This is a genomic window from Nocardia sp. NPDC005745, from assembly GCF_040630775.1.
Lineage (GTDB): Bacteria > Actinomycetota > Actinomycetes > Mycobacteriales > Mycobacteriaceae > Nocardia.
This window is the reverse complement of sequence record NZ_JBEXYF010000012.1, coordinates 94,005-110,791: the sequence shown is the minus strand read 5'-3', so window position 1 is coordinate 110,791 and position 16,787 is coordinate 94,005. Positions and strand designations below refer to the sequence as shown.

General features: G+C 65.3%; 14 protein-coding genes. 2 read left to right on the top strand and 12 right to left on the bottom strand.

Translation table 11 applies throughout. From position 1 onward, the window contains the following. Nucleotides 1-69 precede the first annotated feature (69 nt). The 10 genes from ABZ420_RS15230 to ABZ420_RS15185 form a co-directional block, all read right to left on the bottom strand. Nucleotides 70-1,311 carry a TetR family transcriptional regulator gene (locus ABZ420_RS15230; RefSeq protein ID WP_357122310.1) on the bottom strand — a complete coding sequence of 414 codons (1,242 nt, stop codon included), beginning with the start codon at nucleotides 1,309-1,311 and terminating at the stop codon, nucleotides 70-72. 288 nt (nucleotides 1,312-1,599) lie between these two features. Then, nucleotides 1,600-2,937 carry a cytochrome P450 gene (locus ABZ420_RS15225; protein ID WP_357122307.1) on the bottom strand — a complete coding sequence of 446 codons (1,338 nt, stop codon included), beginning with the start codon at nucleotides 2,935-2,937 and terminating at the stop codon, nucleotides 1,600-1,602. Nucleotides 2,938-3,035: 98 nt separating this feature from the next. Next, nucleotides 3,036-3,242 carry a hypothetical protein gene (locus tag ABZ420_RS15220; protein WP_357122304.1) on the bottom strand — a complete coding sequence of 69 codons (207 nt, stop codon included), beginning with the start codon at nucleotides 3,240-3,242 and terminating at the stop codon, nucleotides 3,036-3,038. A 52-nt stretch (nucleotides 3,243-3,294) separates the two neighbouring features. Next, nucleotides 3,295-4,017 carry a BTAD domain-containing putative transcriptional regulator gene (locus tag ABZ420_RS15215; protein WP_357122301.1) on the bottom strand — a complete coding sequence of 241 codons (723 nt, stop codon included), beginning with the start codon at nucleotides 4,015-4,017 and terminating at the stop codon, nucleotides 3,295-3,297. Between the two features lie 52 nt (nucleotides 4,018-4,069). Continuing rightward, nucleotides 4,070-5,323: a hypothetical protein gene (locus ABZ420_RS15210; RefSeq protein ID WP_357122298.1), complete on the bottom strand. Its 1,254-nt coding sequence runs from the start codon at nucleotides 5,321-5,323 to the stop codon at nucleotides 4,070-4,072. Next, nucleotides 5,320-5,982 carry a hypothetical protein gene (locus tag ABZ420_RS15205; protein ID WP_357122295.1) on the bottom strand — a complete coding sequence of 221 codons (663 nt, stop codon included), beginning with the start codon at nucleotides 5,980-5,982 and terminating at the stop codon, nucleotides 5,320-5,322. The genes ABZ420_RS15210 and ABZ420_RS15205 overlap by 4 nt, the downstream gene beginning before the upstream one ends. A gap of 11 nt (nucleotides 5,983-5,993) precedes the next feature. After that, entirely contained in the window at nucleotides 5,994-7,256 is a 1,263-nt protein-coding gene (locus tag ABZ420_RS15200; RefSeq protein ID WP_357122293.1) for a hypothetical protein, read from the bottom strand. Continuing rightward, nucleotides 7,253-9,694, bottom strand: coding sequence for a hypothetical protein (locus ABZ420_RS15195; protein ID WP_357122290.1), 2,442 nt, complete (start codon nucleotides 9,692-9,694; stop codon nucleotides 7,253-7,255). Before ABZ420_RS15195 ends, ABZ420_RS15200 begins: the two co-directional genes overlap by 4 nt. Before the next feature lie 140 nt (nucleotides 9,695-9,834). Continuing rightward, entirely contained in the window at nucleotides 9,835-12,030 is a 2,196-nt protein-coding gene (locus ABZ420_RS15190) for a caspase family protein (protein WP_357122287.1), read from the bottom strand. After that, nucleotides 12,017-12,442 (bottom strand): hypothetical protein, encoded by a 426-nt coding sequence (locus ABZ420_RS15185; protein ID WP_357122285.1) that lies wholly within the window; start codon nucleotides 12,440-12,442, stop codon nucleotides 12,017-12,019. The genes ABZ420_RS15190 and ABZ420_RS15185 overlap by 14 nt, the downstream gene beginning before the upstream one ends. A 682-nt stretch (nucleotides 12,443-13,124) precedes the next feature. On the opposite strand from ABZ420_RS15185, the gene ABZ420_RS15180 reads away from it, so the two are divergent. Both ABZ420_RS15180 and ABZ420_RS15175 read left to right on the top strand, forming a co-directional pair. Beyond that, a complete protein-coding gene (locus tag ABZ420_RS15180) occupies nucleotides 13,125-13,334 on the top strand; it encodes a type II toxin-antitoxin system VapB family antitoxin (RefSeq protein ID WP_357122282.1) in 210 nt (69 codons plus the stop codon). 29 nt (nucleotides 13,335-13,363) lie between these two features. Then, the gene (locus ABZ420_RS15175; RefSeq protein ID WP_357122279.1) at nucleotides 13,364-13,765 is read left to right on the top strand and encodes a PIN domain nuclease; all 402 of its coding nucleotides are present in this window, start codon (nucleotides 13,364-13,366) and stop codon (nucleotides 13,763-13,765) included. A 46-nt stretch (nucleotides 13,766-13,811) separates the two neighbouring features. On the opposite strand, the gene ABZ420_RS15170 is transcribed toward ABZ420_RS15175, so the two are convergent. Together ABZ420_RS15170 and ABZ420_RS15165 are read right to left on the bottom strand one after the other, a co-directional pair. Further along, on the bottom strand, nucleotides 13,812-15,761 hold the full coding sequence (locus ABZ420_RS15170) for an acetoacetate--CoA ligase (RefSeq protein ID WP_357122275.1): 1,950 nt from the start codon (nucleotides 15,759-15,761) through the stop codon (nucleotides 13,812-13,814). Nucleotides 15,762-15,792: 31 nt separating this feature from the next. Beyond that, nucleotides 15,793-16,605 carry a CoA ester lyase gene (locus ABZ420_RS15165; protein WP_357122272.1) on the bottom strand — a complete coding sequence of 271 codons (813 nt, stop codon included), beginning with the start codon at nucleotides 16,603-16,605 and terminating at the stop codon, nucleotides 15,793-15,795. Nucleotides 16,606-16,787 lie beyond the last annotated feature (182 nt).

Sequence of the window (16,787 nt, the reverse complement as noted above, 5' to 3'; positions counted from 1 at the left end):
AAGCTGTGAACCGGCCTTAATGTCGCACTATTGAGCCAGTCGATCGAGAATTCTCGATAACATATAGGGCTAGCGCGCGGGCCGCCCGAACAGCACCGACTGCATCAGCAGCCGCACCCGATCCTGAGCGGCCAGCGGCTCGTCGCCGAAGGCGCGGCCCAGATCGACCACCACCGCGAAGGCGGCGTGCACCAGAATGCGTGCCTCCGCCGGAGCGAGTTCCGGGCGCACCTCGCGCAGCAACCGGGCCCACTCCTCGACGCTGAGCCGCTGGATATTGCGCAGCACCGTGCGCTCTTCGACCGGAACGTGCTGGAACTCCGTGTAATACACGAAGGTGAGCGCACGTTCGGCGAACGATCCGGCCACGTACTGCGTGATCAGCGCCGTGAGCGCGTCCTCGGCGCCGGTGGCCGCCGCCACGGCAGGGCCGACGGCGCCGGAAACACGTTCGGCGGCCCGCCGGAACGCGGCGGCCAGGATGTCGCTCTTGCCGCGGTAGAACCGGTACACCGCCGAGGCGGCCGAAAGCCCTGCGGCCGTGGCGATGTCCTCGACACTGACGTTGGGGTAGCCGCGCTCGTGGAACAGCTCGACCGCCTTGCGCAGCAGCAGTTCGTGTTTGAAGGAGTCCGGGATCTCCACCACCGCGACCGGCTCGACCGGCCGCGTCGCGGGCAGCTTCGCGTGCGCGACCGACCAACAGGCCGAATGCAAAAGGCGGGCAAGAGGTTTCACCGGGAGGGCGGCGTGGTGGTCGGCGATGCTGGTGATCGTGCTGAGCAGGGCGGCGCGCAGCACACGCACGTCCTGCTCGGCGAGTTCGGGGCGCAGCGCGGCGAGTTGGCTACCCAGCGCGCCGAGCACCGTGGCCTGCTGGTCGTTGAGCGTGGTCTGGTCGTCCGGCTCGAGGTACCTGACCTCCCAGCGCACCAGCGTGACGGTGGGGCGATTGTCGATGGTGACCGCGATCAGCGCGTCGAGTACGTGCTGGAGCCGCTGTTCGGCGGGCCGGTCCGCCGCCTCCTCGGGCAGTTCGACCGATTCGGTCATCGCCCGGCCGACGCGCAGCAGTTCCTCCCGGAACAGCGCGTACTTGCTCGGATAGTGGCGGTACAGCGCCGCGGAGCTGATGCCGAGCCCGGAGGCGATGTCGTCCATGCTCACGCCGTGGTAGCCGAGCGCGCCGAACGCGGCCGCCGACGCCGCGGCGATCTGGGCACGACGATTCTTCGGTCTGCGCCGGATCTCCCGAGGTGCCGAGTCGCCGCTGCTCGCCTTCCGCGCCGTACGGCGATTGTCGACACTCATGAGGAACATCGTAACGACCTGGTCGTATGGCCGGGGTCGCCGCGTCACGGGATACGGCTCCCGGGGATGAGCGGCCCCCGGGAGCTGTACCTGTTCTCCGGTGCGCGCCGGCATGCGATAAGGCGGGATGTGCGCGCCGGTGCGTCCGGAAGTCGACAACCGGAATCGGCCGAGCGCCGGGGCACCATGCGCGCCAGGCCGGACAGGTTGTCGAACAAAGATAAACTTACAACACGATAGAGCCAGTACAACAGCAGATCATGCAAAGAATCATTGTTCACATATTTGTCAGCCGCGCGGGCTGATCACGACCCGCGCTCGGCCACCCGGCACGGTGGTGATGTTGCGAACCTTGCCGCGCTCCGGCTTGCCGTCCGCCGGCAGCGAAAGAACGTGGCGGAGGAGGATTTCGCGCAGCACGGTGACGCCTTCCAGTAAGGAGAATCCCGCGCCGATGCATCGCCGCACGCCCCCGCCGAACGGCAGCCAGGTGTTCGGCGCCACCGCGCCGTCGAGGAAGCGGGCCGGACGGAATACGGCGACGTCGGGGTAGGCATCGGTACGCCGGTGTGCGAGGACGATGGAGGTGGCGACCACGGTGCCCGCGGGGAGCCACCGTCCTCCGATCGTCATGTCCCTGGTCAGTTTTCGATTGGTGCCGGAGATAATGGTGTGCAACCGCATGGCCTCCTTGAGCACCGCGTCGAGGTACTTATCGTCGCCCGTGCGCGCGGCCTCCGCCGCCGACCGCTGGATTTCGGGGTCGGCGGCGAGTTCGTAGAGCGCCCAGGACAGCGCCGAGGCGGTGGTCTCGTGCCCGGCCAGCAGCAGGGTGATGAGTTGGTCGCGCAGCTCGGCATCGGTTAGCGGCGCGTCGTCGTCGCCCGCGCCGACCTGGAGCAGGCGCGACAGCACGTCGGTGCGCTCGGCCAGATCGGTCGCGCGCCGCCGGTCGGCGATCTCGGCGTAGAGCAGGTCGTCCACCGCCGTCAGGTTCTCGGCGAACTTCCTCCACGGCCCGATCCGGCGCATTCGGTCGTTTTTGAATCCCAGGAAGATCAGCGGGTTCAGGTGGACGATCCGGTTCAGTCGCGGGCTCAGTTCGGCTTTGGTCCGCTCGTCGGTGACGCCGAAGACCACCCGCGTGATCACCTCGAGGGTGAGCGCGTTCATCCGGTCCAGCATGCGCACGGTGGACCCGGACGCCCAGCTCCCCGCTTCCGCCGCCGCGATCTCGGTGATCAGTGCCCGGTAGCCGCGCAGTGCGGAACCGTTGAAGGCGGGCATGAGCAACCTGCGGGCCCGCGCGTGCTCGGCCTCGTCGGTCAGCAGCAGCGAATGCGGACCCATGATCGCGCCCAGGATCTGATTGCCCTCGCCCGCGTGCAGATCGCGCGGGTCGCCCGCGAAGATCTCCTTGATGTGTTCGGGGCGGGAGTACACCACCAGGCGGTCGGCGAACGGCGGAACCCGCAGGGCGAAGACGTCGCCGTAGCGGCGCGCCATCGCGGTGAGGAAGCGGGCCCGGTCCCGCTGGAACAACACGCTCTGCACGAGCGGCGGCAGCGGCGGCCCGGGCGGGAACCCCTCGTGCTCGGTCCACTCTCGGACGTCCTGTGCGGCCACGATGCCACCTCCACGCGGGTATCGACTGGCTGTCGCTTCCACGCTAGGAGAAACCCGGACGCCGGTCCATGTCCGCTGGTGCCCGTCCGAGGGCCGGATCAAGAAGACTTCGAGCCGCCCTGCACGATGTGGTCGAGCCAGCGGCGGACGGCCTCCAAGACATGCGTGGGATCGGCCACGAGCAGACTCGAAGAGGGATCATCGGGATCGGCGCCGAGAAGTCGCGCACGAAAGCCGGCCGGCTGCCCGGACTCCATCCATGCGCGCACGACGATCACCGTATTCGGACGAGGGCTCGTGTCCATTGTTCTCCGCTCTCGGGCTGCTTCCAGTAGCTTTCGACGCGTCACCGACTCGTCAGCTACCCGTGGCCTGAAGCTGGGCGGGGACGGCGCGAGGGCGGCGCAGACGCGAGAAGATGAGTGCCTGCAAGCGGGGGGACGGTTCGATACCGAGTTCATCGTGGAGTGTTCTGCGAAACGCGGTGAACACTCGCAGTGCCTCGGCAACGTTGTCTTCACAGAGATGTATCCAGATCAAGGTGCGGTAGGCGCTTTCACGGAGTGGTTCGACTCGGATGGCTTCGAGCGCAGTCTCGATGGCGGCGGCGAACCGGCGACGGCGGCACAGGTGGCAGGCCATGGCTTCGATGGCATGTAGTCGCAGCTGACGAAGCCGTTCCCGTTCGAAAAGAACCCAATCCTCGTACCAGCCGGGTAGAAGCTCGCCGTCGGACAGGTGGAAGAGGTCGAGATCGGCATCGTCGGGTGTACCGGTGCGGTCGGTGAGCCTGCGCGCCCATGACACGAAATGGATGAGATCGACATCCATTCGTCCGATCGCCAGGTTCTCACGACGGTTGTGCACGAGATCGGTGTCGATTCGCTGCATCCGCCACAGAGTGCTGCGCAGGCTGCCGAGAGCGTGTTGCTCGGTGGCCTCCGGCCAGAGCAGGGCGGCGATGGTCGCGCGGTTCGTCGTGCCGCGAAGTGTGAGTACGGCGAGCAATCGCTGGCCGGCGGGGCTCAGTGTCAGCGGTTCGTTCGAGCGTTCGACGTGAAAACTGCCGAGCAGATGCAACCGGATGGCGGTGGACACCGTGGCTTCGGGCATGTCCATCTCGACTCCGGCGTCAGCCGGTGCGGGAACCGTTGCCGGCCTCGACGCGTGCCCGCTGCGGAGAGGCCTTCGGTCGAGCAGCCGGGACGTTGGTTCGGGGCGTGACCGTGGTCCGGCGGGCTTTCATGTCCCGTCCGGTGGCGGTCGACCATTGATTGATGATGTCGAGCATGTCTCTGCGAACCTGGTTCGGCGGCCCGGTTTGGGGATCGGCATAGAGCACACTGACGGCGCTGGAAGTGTTGTAGTCGCCCAGTTCGATCTTGCTGAGCAGCGCCGACATTCGCGGTGCCAGCTGGAAAAAACTCTCGGACTTGGCATGGGGCGTCAGGCCCACTCGCTCTCCGATCTTGCGCAGCCGTTCCTCAGGGCTGCCCGCATTGGCTTTCAGGTCGGTGACCACGCAGTTGTCGGTCTCCAGTGTGAGATGGAACCAAGACAGCAGCGAGACGATGACGAACTCCTCTCGCGCGAGGTTCCCGAATCGCCGCCGGGTGATCAGCATGTCCTGCATATCCCGGGCGGAGGTCGCGATCGCCGCGTCGTCCTTGGTATTGATGCCACTGGTGTTGTTGTAGTTCTCCGACGCCAGCCACACCTCGCGCAGGAAGTCCTCGAAGACCTCGATGAACCCGGTGTTCGCCGCGGTCGGTCGGTGGTATGGATAGCTGGAGGCGCCGTCCGCACCATGATTCAGATCGGCCCCGAACATGCGGTAGTACGCGTTGCGGCGGGTGGCCTCCGGATCCGGACGGACACGGCTGGTGATCGCGGCGATGCTGCCTGAGGGCAGATCCCGGAAAAACAAGGCCTCGGTGCTGCGGAGCCACAAATGTGTCAGCGGTGAGGGCACTTCGAGGCGTTCGCCCTGCAGATACTCGGTGACGACCCGCCGGAAGATGTCGATCAGCCGGGTGTTCTCGATCAGGTAGGCGTAGATGAGGTGGTCCCATCGGCCGCCGGTGCCAGGATCTGTCTCACTCGTTCGGTCGATTCGCCACGGTCCGAAGAACGTGTCGGAAATGCCGGGCAGCAGATCACGCACCCCGGACTCGAGACCGGGAACCATCCCGTACAGGAGGGCAGGCGGAAGATCGAAAACCGGTCTGCCAGCTTTACCGTAGGCCCAGCTCTCCTCGAGGAAGCGCTGGAGTTGCTCCGGATGCAGCTTGAAGACTTCCTCGGTGGCCAGCCGGGGGATGTCGATCTCGCTGGGGTTCTCGATCCTCAGTTTATCGGCGAACCAATTGGCCAATTGGCGGATCATGACGGACCTCTTGTGTACGCGATGAGCATTATGTCGGGGATGGATGCGGGGATTTCGTCGGAGATTCGCAAATCCCAATCTGTGGTGAGGGTTTCATCCATGATGGTTCTGACCGTGACCGGACCCGTCTTCGCTGTGTCCGGGACCCGGACGGAGTAGTACTGGTCAGCCGCGCCGGGGGAGTTGTCCGACCGGGAAACCGGGTCGGCGTAGCATTTGTCCCCGGTGCCCGGGGATTCGTCCGGCTGGGGAGTAGGGAACGTGCCCGCCTCACCGCCGGCGGTATCGACGAATCCCACCCTGTCGAGCGCTGCCGCATTACGCATGTGGATCCTCACGTTGTCGCCCTGCTTGACCGACTCGGGGGTGATGCTCACGATCTGTGCGGGGCTGACGAAATTGTCATCGGCTGGTCCGGCAAATTGACTGCGCAGCAAGGCATATGAGCGAGAACGTTGCAGTTCTTCCTCACGCAGCCCGCGCTGGTTCCCGTCCGAAATAGTCTTGCTGAGCCGGGTGGTGATTTCTTCCGTGAACTTCTTGTACTCCTGGAATTGCTGGTTGTGCTTGTCGTCGAGGTTGTTCAGCAACTTTTGAAGTAGGTCGGCCAGCGGGAACTGTTCGAACTTCTCGTCTTTGGAAGATTTGGTGCCAACCATCGGTCTCCCTTTCAAGCGGCGGCGGACACGGAGGCAAGCGTGCCGAGGCGGCGCATCCATGTCTCGAAATCGTGTGCGGTCTGTGCTGCGGTCTCCGGGTGGACCGCGACGCTGAATGCCGCGTGCGCCAGCAGCCGGAGCCCCTCGGCTTGCAGGTAGTGGCTGGAGGTGGTGAGCGCACCGCCGCCTGCCCGCTGCATCTCGGTGAGAGCGGTTGGGCTCACCCGGGCCGGGTCGACTATCTGGGCCAGGGCCGCGCCACCGAACGCCCGCATCGGGGTACGCAATCCGAGCTCGATGATTCGGGGGAGTTGTTCGACGCTGCGGGTGAGCAGCGGTTGCAACTCGGTAGGCGCCGAGGCGATGGGATACACGGTCTGCCAGGCTTGCCGGAGAGTGTCCCAAGGACCGATGCCGTAGAACCGTTGGCACATTTGTACTCCGGCCAGCACCCGCAAGTAGGCGACCGGATGCGGGTCGCCCATCGGGAATGCGAACACCTGGCGCGCATCGTTGACCACATCGTGCAGGGCGGCGACGGCACCGTAACCGGAGTGGGCGAAGGCCAGCAGATCCGGTCCCAGCTCTGTCGCCCACCCCGCCCAGACGTCCGCCACCAAGGGATCCGGGATCTCTCGGCGCAACACAGTGGCCAGTTCATCGTTCCAGCCGGTCAGATGCGCTACCTGATGTCCGGCCTCATGCAGCATCGAGGTGGGCCGCAGCAGGTTGAACCGGGTGAGCTTTATCGCGGCGGCGGGGGAGGGGGAACTCCCATCCCACGCCCGCCACCCCGCCCGCAGGATGGAAGCACCCAGACCGCTGTCGAGGTAGACCAAGGCGGGTGGCGGGGTCGTCCGCATAGGTCGCAGTGGGGCTCGCATGCTCTCGACGGCCAGGTAGTCGCAGGCTCGGAGCAGCTCGCCCAGCCTGGCGGTGGTACGGGACCTGACGGCGTTCCCGTAGAAGGTGAGAACCGTCTCGGCCTGCAGATATCTGCGGCGGAATCGGTGCACTCGCTCCTGGCAGCGGCGCAGGTCGGCAAGGGTGAGCGCGGCGCGGATATCGGCTTGCATCGCGTCGAGCTCGAGCCGGGCGCTGGTGACCAGTTCGGTCAAGTGCCGCCGCACCGCCAGCCCCAGATAGGTTTCCAACGCGCGCCAAGCGTCCGGGGCGGCGAAGTTGTCCAGATCGGCCAAGCCCACCGTCGCGGTCTGCCAGTGCGCTGCTTCACCGGACAGCTCGAAGCGCAGCGCCGCGGTCTCGTCGATCATGACCGGAACCCCGCGACGGTGCGCACGCCGAACTCGGCTCGCTGCAGCAGCGCCTTGGTCAGGGCGATCGCGGAACCGACCGCGTCGCCGCGCAGGGCCTTGTCGAGCACCTGCATCATCGAATTGTGCCGTGCGGTAACGATGATGGTCACCCCGTTGATCGGTTTGTCCGCCGCTGTGAGGAAGTCTTGGCGCTGCCGGGTGAAATATTCCGACAGGGCCATACCGATCCAGTCGATGATCTTCGCACCGATCTTCGCGAGCAATTGCACGCCGACCGCGGAAAGCGCCTTGCCGGCGAACTCTTCGCCCGCAGCCGTCTCGTGGACCACCTTGACATGTCGACGGGAATCGCCCGACAGCATGCTTCGCAGTGCGGCGACGTAGGTTTTTTTGAGCAGCACGATCGCCGGCGTCACCGATTCACCGCGTCGCATCGACGCTGCCACCGCCTGAGTGTCGGTCTCATTGAGATAGATGTAGATCTGCGCTTGCGATGCGGGGATGTTCAGCGTCAGGTTGACCTGGCTGGTATGCCCGAACGGCCGCCGTGTCGTGGCGCTGTCTTGCGGTGCGACGCGCCGACTCGAACTTTGCGGAACGAGAATCACAAAGCGCTGACCCACCGCGATCCGGTGAGGGGAGAGCAGGAAGTGGTTCGCCACATCCCGGCCCAGTAGAGGTTCACCGAACAAAGTGGCGGCCGTCTGCCGGGTCAAGGGCAAGAATAGCTTCCACCCCAGGGACGTGGTCGGTCCGAGCCCGGGTACGTCTCGTTCGAGCCGGGCGATCGTGGACAGTTTGGTTCCGACAATCGCTTCGTACAGGTATGCCTTGCAAGTCACTGGTGCCGTGACCCCTAGGCGCGCTTGCAGAATCGCCGCGAGGGGCACCGCTCCGAATCCGGTGACCAACCTGGCAGTCGGTCGGCTCACCGTGACATCGAGCACCCGGGTGTACCGTTTGTACCGTCGTCGGCCGGTGGCCGGGCGCAGCACCCAGGTGCCGCGGGAAGCCGCTCGCGCCGTCACCTCCTGGTACTCCTCGCGGATCAGGTCCGGGGGGAACGATTCCGCGGCGGCTTCGGTGAATGCTTCCTGCACGGCTGCCTCGAGCAGGCGTTGATCTTCGAAGACCTCCTGACCTTGCTCCGCCACTCGGCGTATGGTCCCTTCGACCGCGCTGGCCACCGCCTCGCCGGCCAGCCTGCTCTGTTCCGCCGGAACCTCCAGCCCTACCAGGCTCATCCCCGTGGACACGATGGCCTTCGACAAGGGCTTCGCGACGTCCGCTCCCACGTAGGGGCGTACGAGCCTGGCCACGTATTTGGCGAGAAAGCCGACAACTTTGCCCCGGCCGATGATGTTGATGCCGAGCTTGAGTGCGCCCAGGATCGCCGGGACGAAGTTCTCCATCGCTTCGGTGAGGTCTCCGCCGGGAGGAGCCTGGGTAACGTCGCGGATGAACTGTTCGCGGGCGGAATCGAGTTCGGCGAGCCGGTCTTCGGCTTCTTGCTCGGCCTGCTCGGCCGCTTCGGTCTGGATGGATTCCTGTTCGCTCTCCTCTTCGGTGAAGAACAGACTGGCTACCGTCGCGTCGAATTCGCGTTGGATAGTGTCGGGATCCGGGTGCGCGTGCGCCTCGGCGGCGGCTTCGGTTTCGGCTTCCTCGAAACCGCTGAACGACTCGGCCTCGTCGACCCACTGTTCCTGCTCACGGAATAGTCGACCGGCAAGCTTGCGGGCCGCGGGCCGCAAAGCGACCGGAAGCCGGCCGAGCGCGAGTTTGAGCACCCGCTTGAGCAGCGGCCGGACGAGTTTTTTGAGTTTGCCGAAGATCCAGCCGAGCGGGATGATCTTGCCGACCGCCGCGATTCCCTTCTTGGCCAGTCGCACCGCGCCGCGGGCAACCGACTTGGCCTTCTTCCACAGTTTACCGAGGAAGTTCTCGAACGCTGGAGACAAATGCTCGAAACTGGGCTGGATGGACTCGAACAGCCGGTCGAGCTCGTCCTCGGAGCTGGTGGTGATGTCGTGTTGCATGTACTGCTCCGCATAGCGATCCAGCATGGCCTCGGCTTCGCTGACGAGCGGAGTCATATAGTGTTCGAGGAATTGCTCGCCGTCTCGGATTCGAACCTCTTCGGACTGCTCGCCGAGCGTTGCGGCTGCCTCTGCCGCCAACTCGTACAGCGCTTCGCCGAATTCCATCTCGTAGAGGCTCGAGACCATCGTCTCGTACGCTTCACGCTCTGGACTCGGCCCACTCGGGCCGCCTGCCTGCTCGTACTCCGATCGAAACGGCGATTCCATCTCGGTTACCGGAGGCAACGTCTCCGACCCGAAACCTGAACTCTCACCATCGGACATCAGCTGAAAAGTCTCGGCGAACGGGGAGGCCGGAGCATAGGCCTCCATTTCTGCGGACGTAGCGGTCATGGCTTTTTCCCTCGGGATTCGGTGCAGTCTCTGCGCAAGGCCTCGTGAAGCAAGTCTTCGTCGCGAGCCCTATCGTCCACACCGGCCGTCATCCATGTGTCACCGCGCCGTCACCACTCCGGTCCGCGAGGTCCGTGGACTCAGCCGGTATAGAGCCGCACCTGGGAGTTGCCGGTCGCGGTCCCGGTCGGGTCCACCACGAAGGTGTATTCATCCGCGGTGGGCAATGTCGTAGTGATGCGCCCCGTGCCGTCGTTGGCGATGCACTCGCTGTCGATCTCTTTGCCTGCTCGATCCCGTAATTTGATAGCTCCGCACTGTGCTGGCAATGTCGAGGTGTCGACTACTACGGACACCTTCTGACCGGCGGTGCCGGTGAACCGGAGCTTGCTGACGGCTCCGGGTTGTCCGATGGTGGAGGTGACAGGCGGACCGTCCGGGGTGATTGTGGTGTCCTGGTCGACGATGTTGAAAAGCCGCACCTGAGACTCACCGGTCGCGTAGTCGGCTGGATCCACCACGATCATGTATTGTCCCGCGGCCGGCAAGGTCGAATTTTCGATAAGGCCGGTGCCGTCCCGATGGATGCACTCGCTGTCCATCTCTTTGCCTGCTCGATCCCGCAACTCGAGGACTCCACATTGTGCTGGCAATGTCGAGGTGTCGACTACTACGGACACCTTCTGACCGGCAGTGCCGGTGAACCGGAGCTTGCTGACGGCTCCGGGTTGTCCGATGGTGGAGGTGACAGGCGGACCGTCCGGGGTGATTGTGGTGTCCTGGTCGACGATGTTGAAAAGCCGCACCTGAGACTCACCCGTCGCCTTGTCGGCTGGATCCACCACGATCGTGTACTCCCCAGACGATGTGAGCCGCGCGGTGTCTATGTACCCGGTCCCATTGTTGTCCACGCACCCATCTGCTATTTCCTTGCCGGATGGATCCCACAATTCGAGGACCCCGCATTGCGACGGCAATGTCGAGGAAGTGACCTTGACGAACACCCTCTGACCTGCGGCGGCGGTGAACCGAAGTTTGCTCACCGCACCTGGGTGTTCGATGGCGGCGCTGATCGGTGGCCCGTCAAGGGCGATCGCCGAGTCCTGGTCGACCGAGTCGATCACACGTACGGTGGCTTTGCCGGTGGCATCGTTCGATGGGGCCAGTAACACGGTGTATCGCCCGTCCGCTAGCAGCGCCGTGCCGTCTATGTAGCCGGTACCGTTGCTGTTCATGCAGCCGCTGGCGATCTGTTTTCCTGTCGGATCGCGCAAAACGGGTAGCCCACACTGCGACGGAAATGTCGACGAGGTGACGTCGACGAATACCTTTTGACCGGTTCGGCCCGGGAAGGTCAATTCGGCCGTGTCACCGGGCTTGGCGATCTCGAGTGTTCGCTGGACAGGTTCGGGATCCGGGTCCGGCCAGAACAGGTAGATCGCCGCCGCGCCCATAACGAGCGAAGCGACTTCGATCAAGGGGCTCCACCATCGCTGCCACCACAGCTCGGGTTGCGGTTCGGGCGAGATTGCATTCTCCTGTAGGTGGGTTGGGGGCGATGGTGGATCAACCGGTGGTGCGTCGGTCCGGACTGCACTGCTTTTGGCGATGAACAACGCGCCCTGCGCGCGGAACACGTTGCAAGTCGGTGTCTGGTTCGGGGTGCTGCGTTTCACCGTATCGTGTACGTAGGTGTAGAGATCAATGACGCTTATCCAGCCGTCGCCATCGATATCCGCTTCGCCGGTGCGTAGTCCGTGCACGATGGCACTGGTGAACACCGATGGTTCGTTGGTGGCGCGACTGCTGGCTTCGAATTCGTGACTGAACTGCAGCGACGTCGAGGCGGTGATGACCACGCTGCCACTCCCGGTAAAGGGTTCGGCGATGTCCACCGAGTCCGATCCGGACCTTCTTCGCCGGCTATTGGAATATGCTCCGCTATAGCAGCAGTCGAGCAACAGCACCGTCTTGGTCGAACGACTGTCCTCGAGCTGATCCCTGATGAAGACAATGTCGATGCCCGTCGCGGCGAGATATTCTTTCTCGGAGTCGGTACCGATCAGGTATAAGAAATTGTGTATGTCCTTCTCGCCGTGACAGGACATGTGCAGGAGTAGCAAATCGTCACCGCGCGCTTTGCGAGAAAATCTTTCGATCGCTCTGCGGCACTCCGCTGAAGTAGCATCCCGCAGCACCTCGACCTCGAATCCGGCGATATCCGGATCAGCTAGCACCGACTCGAGCTCGATGGCGTCATGAGCCGCGCCGGGCAATTCGGCGAAGGCGGGGTCGCGGTAATGCTGGTTCGCGATGATCAGACTACGTTTTGCCATGGTTCGAAGCTCGGAAACGGGCCAAGAATTCGGCTAGGAGCCTGCGCTTCTCCTCGGTCGAAGCGACAGAGATCTCGATCTCGTCGTCCCCGCTCTTCATCCGCACGACGCCATGTTCGCGTCGAGTCACCCAACTTTTGACGACCTCGGTCGCGGCCTGCATGACGGCAGGCGATGACACGATCGCGACGATCGAAGCGACCGCCGTCACATCACCCGCCCGCGTTCGCGCCGGAGCCGGGCCTTCGGTGGGACGGCCGATGTCGTCGAAGTCGAGTTCGCGCAATTCGGCGAGGAGCAGGTTACTGTCCCAGCTCAGCCGCTCAGGGTCCGCACCGACCTCGACGATCGTGAATTCCACCTGTTCCCGCATCAGATCCCCAAAGTTCGTGGTTTTGATCTGCCGCTTCACCAGGAGCAATCAAGTCTACTCGTTCAGGAGCGGTCGACAGTGGTTCGAACCCGGTTTCCCGGTTCATCGGTATCAGCCAGACACCCTGTCTCCGGCGAGACGCACTTGTCTATCACGTCGGATCCGGCATCGATCGCCGACGAAGGGACCCCCCCGTCACCGCCGGCACCGTTCGCAATCCTCCGCACGTAGTCGGCCGAATTCGGCTGTACCGGTGCGTCTTTCTGGTAAGGAGTTCGTCATGGCCTTGGCTTTGCGCCCGGTTGACCCCACACCGGTGCTGGGCGCCGTGGTGCCCTGGCGCAGCGGATCACGGCGCGCTATCGGCTCACCCCGCAGGAGAAGCGCAACCTGGCCGCCGCCCGCGCCGCACGGCCGGCGGTCTTCACCGCGTCGATCGGCGGCCGCGCCTACCGCAGATAGGAATCACCGCGCCCCAGTCGAACTCGGGGACCCTCAGCCGCGCCCGGGCCGGATGGTGCCGTACCGGTCGAGCAGGTCCGGGTGGTCCACCGCGCTGCGTTCGACGACGCCGTTCGGTCGGCTGCTCTGCACTTCCGGCTTCTTGCCGATGCGGTATGCCTGGGAGGGTGAGCGCGAGTATAGGCAGGGCTGATGGATGCGGCGTGCCTGTCGTCGAGAATGTTGCTCCATCGGTTTATAGGTATATATCCTTGTATATATGAAGACCATGATCGATCTGAACGACGAAGCCCTAGCCCTCGCTGCCAAGGAGTTGGGGACCACCACCAAGAAGGACACGGTGAACGCGGCTCTGGAATTCGTCGCCGAGCGGAGACGCCGAATCGAACAGGTCTTGACCGATCCGTACGGGTTCGGCGTCGGTCAAGATATCGGTGATGCCGAAGTAATGGGCGAGGCTCGTCGTTGAGCGAAACCACTCCTCTGCGACTCCACCTCGTGGACACCTCCGCGAGCGCCAGACTCGGGCATGAGCCGGTGCGTGCGGTGATCGCCGGGCTGATCGCCGACCGTGCGGCTGCGACCTGCGTCACGGTGGATCTGGAAGCGGGTTACTCCGGCCGCAACCTCGCCGACGTGCAGAACATCGGCCAGCGCCGTCGCGCTCTCTACGTCAACCTGCCGATCAACGAGACGATCGCCGACCGTGCCCGGGAAGTCCAGCAATTGATGGCACGCAAAGGTCACCACCGAGCCGCGGGGATCGTGGATCTGCTCACTGCCGCCGTTGCCGAGTTCCACGGGGCCGTACTGGTCCACTACGACGCGGATTTCGAACACATCGCGGCGGTGACGAGGCAGCCCCAGGTCTGGGTCGTGCCCCAGGGCAGCCTCGACTAGGTTGTCGTGACCCGCGAACCCACTGCGCCCAGCCGAACTCGCGATCTCAGCCCTTTCCGCCGGGCCGGATGGTGCCGTACCAGTCGAGCAGGTCCGGGTTGTCCACCGCGCTGCGTTCGACGACGCGGGCCGGGTCGGCGCCTTGGAACAGTTTCTTGATCGGCACCTCGAGTTTCTTGCCGGTGCGGGTGTGCGGGATGCCGGGGGCGAGGATGATCTCGTCGGGGACGTGGCGGGGGGAGACCTCGGTGCGGATGGTGCTGTTGATGCGGGCTTTCAGCTCGTCGGTGAGTTCGGCGCCGGGGGCCAGCGTGACGAACAACGGCATCCAGTAGCCGCCGTCGGATTGCTCGGCGCCGATCACCAGTGCCTCGGCGATCTCCGGGAGCCGTTCGACGGACTGGTAGATGTCGGCGCTGCCCATCCGGATGCCGTGCCGGTTGAGCGTGGAGTCCGACCGCCCGTGCACGATCACGCTGTGGTGGTCGGTGATGGTGATCCAGTCGCCGTGCCGCCACACGCCGGGGAACGTGTCGAAATACGCGTCGTGGTAGCGCTTTCCGTCCTCGTCGCGCCAGAAGGCGACCGGCATGGACGGCATCGGCGCGGTGACGACCAGTTCGCCCACCTCGCCGCGCACCGGCTGCCCCGCCGGGTCGTAGGCGTCCAGCGCGACGCCGAGATAGGGCGCCGACAACTCGCCCGGCCACACGGGCATAGTGCGCACGCCGCCGATGAACGCCGACACCACGTCGGTGCCGCCGCTGATCGAGGAGACCTGAACGTGCTCGCCGACGTTCTCGCCCAGCCACAGCGCCGAGGAGGTGGGCAGCGAGGAACCCGTGATGCCGACGGCGCGCAGCGCCGACAGGTCGTGATCGGTGCGCGGTACGGAGCCCGCTTTGATGCACGCCAGCACATAGCCGGGGCTGGCGCCGAGCACGGTGGCTCCGACCTCGGCGGCGATGCGCCACAGCGCGTCGGGGGTGGGAGCGGTCGGGCTGCCGTCGTAGGTGACGATGGTGGCCCCGGTCAGCAGGCCCGCGATCTGGAAGTTCCACATCATCCAGCTCGGGCTGGTGTACCAGAAGAAGGTGTCATCGGGGCCGATGTCGGATTGCAGGGCAACGGCTTTGAGATGTTCGAGCAGCACGCCGCCGTGGCCGTGCACGATGCCCTTGGGCAGGCCGGTGGTGCCGGAGGAGAACACGATCCACAGCGGATGGTCGAAATCCACCGATTCGGTGGTGATCACCGGCGGCAGCGACTCGGTGCTGGTGATCGCGTCGTCCCACGAGGTCGCGTCCGGTACCTCGAGCCCGAGCCGGGGGACCACGACCGTGCCCTTCAAGCTGTCCAGGCCCGCGCGCAAGGCGACGACGTCCTCGCGCTTGTCGTGCGCCTTGCCGCCGAAACGGTAGCCGTCGGCGGTGACCAGCACGGTGGGTTCGAGCTGCCCGAGCCGGTCCAGCGCGGCTTTCGGGGAATAGTCCTGCCCGCAGGCGCTCCAGACCGCGCCGATGCTCGCGGTGGCCAGGAACGCGATCACCGCCTCCGGGATGTTCGGCAGATATCCCGCCACCCGGTCACCGGGCCGCACACCCAGCGAACGCAGCGTTTGCGCGAAAGCGGCGGTGTGGTCGATCAATTCGGCCCAGGACACCTCCCGGATCGGCGCGTCCTCGCTGACCGCCTTGATCGCGGGCCGGTCGGTGCGCAGCTGCCGGATCACCTGGTCCACGTAGTTCAGCCTGGTGCCGGGAAACCATTGCGCCCCAGGCATCTCGGCGTTCGCCAATACCTCGCCCGCGACGTCGCCGAGTTGGAAATAGTCCCACAGCGCGTGCCAGAACCCGGCGAGATCCCGCACCGACCACTGCCACAGCGCGTGATAGTCGGCCGTGCGCACGCCGGTGCGCTCGGCGACGAATCGCGCGAAGTCGGTGACTTTCGCCGCGGCGATGTCTTCTTCGGTCGGCACCCATTGCGGTTGCATCGCGGTCCTCCTGACTGTGGAAACTCGGTGCTCAGGCGCGGTCGGCGCGCCGCACGATCTGCTCGGCGTGCCGGAACACGGGGCCATCGACCATCCTGCCCTCCAGGGCGAAGACCCCGCGGTGCTTCGGCGCTTCCTCCAGCACCCGCCGGGCCCAGGTGATCTCTTCCTCCGAGGGCGCGTAGGCGGCGCGCAGCACCGCCACCTGACTCGGGTGGATGGCGACCTTGGCGTCGAACCCGATCGCGACCGCGTCCTCCGCCTCCGCGCGCAGCCCGTCCAGATCCCGGATGTTCAGATACACCGAATCCAGCGCGAACTTGCCATAGGCCTTGGCGGCCAGCAGCGTGCTGGAGCGCACGTGGCGGGCCACGTCGCGGTAACTGCCGTCGGCGTGCCTGCTCCCGGCGCCGCCGAGCCCGGCCACCAGATCCTCCGCGCCCCACATGACGCCGATCGCGTTGTGCGCCGTCATCACATGGCCGACTGTGAGCGCGCCGAGCGGCGACTCGATCAGCGCGATCACCTCGTGCTCGGGCAGCGCCGCGACCTGTTCGGCCGACTCGCATTTCGGCAGCATCAGCCGCCGGTAAGCGGTGCCCGCGAGGGCCGCGAGATCGAGCGCGTGGTCCCCGGTGCCCGCCGCGTTGATCCGCACCACCGTGGTCGCCGGATCCAGGGGGGTATCCACCAGCGCCTTACGCGCCGCCGCCTTGTCGTGCGCGGCGACGCCGTCCTCGAGGTCGAGAATCACCACATCCGCCACATCCGCCGCCTTCGCGAAGCGTTCCGGGCGATCGGCCGGGCAGAACAACCAGGCCGGGCCCGCCATCTGCCAGCTCATACGTGTCCTTTCACGCTGTGTCTGTTGTCGGCGTGAGCGGGGGTCTGCGTGGTTACGCTGCGCTGCCGCCTCCGGCCCTGACCGCTCACGCTGTGTCTGTTGTCGGCGTGAGCGGGGGCCTGCGTGGTTACGCTGCGCTGCCGCCTCCGGCCCTGACCGCTCACGCTGTGTCTGTTGTCGGC

Coding starts and splice junctions, on each gene's coding strand:
- ABZ420_RS15220 (WP_357122304.1), bottom strand. CDS start 3,242: ATGGACACGAGCCCTCGTCCGAATACGGTGATCGTCGTGCGCGCATGG.
- ABZ420_RS15195 (WP_357122290.1), bottom strand. CDS start 9,694: ATGACCGCTACGTCCGCAGAAATGGAGGCCTATGCTCCGGCCTCCCCG.
- ABZ420_RS15205 (WP_357122295.1), bottom strand. CDS start 5,982: ATGGTTGGCACCAAATCTTCCAAAGACGAGAAGTTCGAACAGTTCCCG.
- ABZ420_RS15230 (WP_357122310.1), bottom strand. CDS start 1,311: ATGAGTGTCGACAATCGCCGTACGGCGCGGAAGGCGAGCAGCGGCGAC.
- ABZ420_RS15165 (WP_357122272.1), bottom strand. CDS start 16,605: ATGAGCTGGCAGATGGCGGGCCCGGCCTGGTTGTTCTGCCCGGCCGAT.
- ABZ420_RS15190 (WP_357122287.1), bottom strand. CDS start 12,030: ATGGCAAAACGTAGTCTGATCATCGCGAACCAGCATTACCGCGACCCC.
- ABZ420_RS15170 (WP_357122275.1), bottom strand. CDS start 15,761: ATGCAACCGCAATGGGTGCCGACCGAAGAAGACATCGCCGCGGCGAAA.
- ABZ420_RS15200 (WP_357122293.1), bottom strand. CDS start 7,256: ATGATCGACGAGACCGCGGCGCTGCGCTTCGAGCTGTCCGGTGAAGCA.
- ABZ420_RS15210 (WP_357122298.1), bottom strand. CDS start 5,323: ATGATCCGCCAATTGGCCAATTGGTTCGCCGATAAACTGAGGATCGAG.
- ABZ420_RS15180 (WP_357122282.1), top strand. CDS start 13,125: ATGAAGACCATGATCGATCTGAACGACGAAGCCCTAGCCCTCGCTGCC.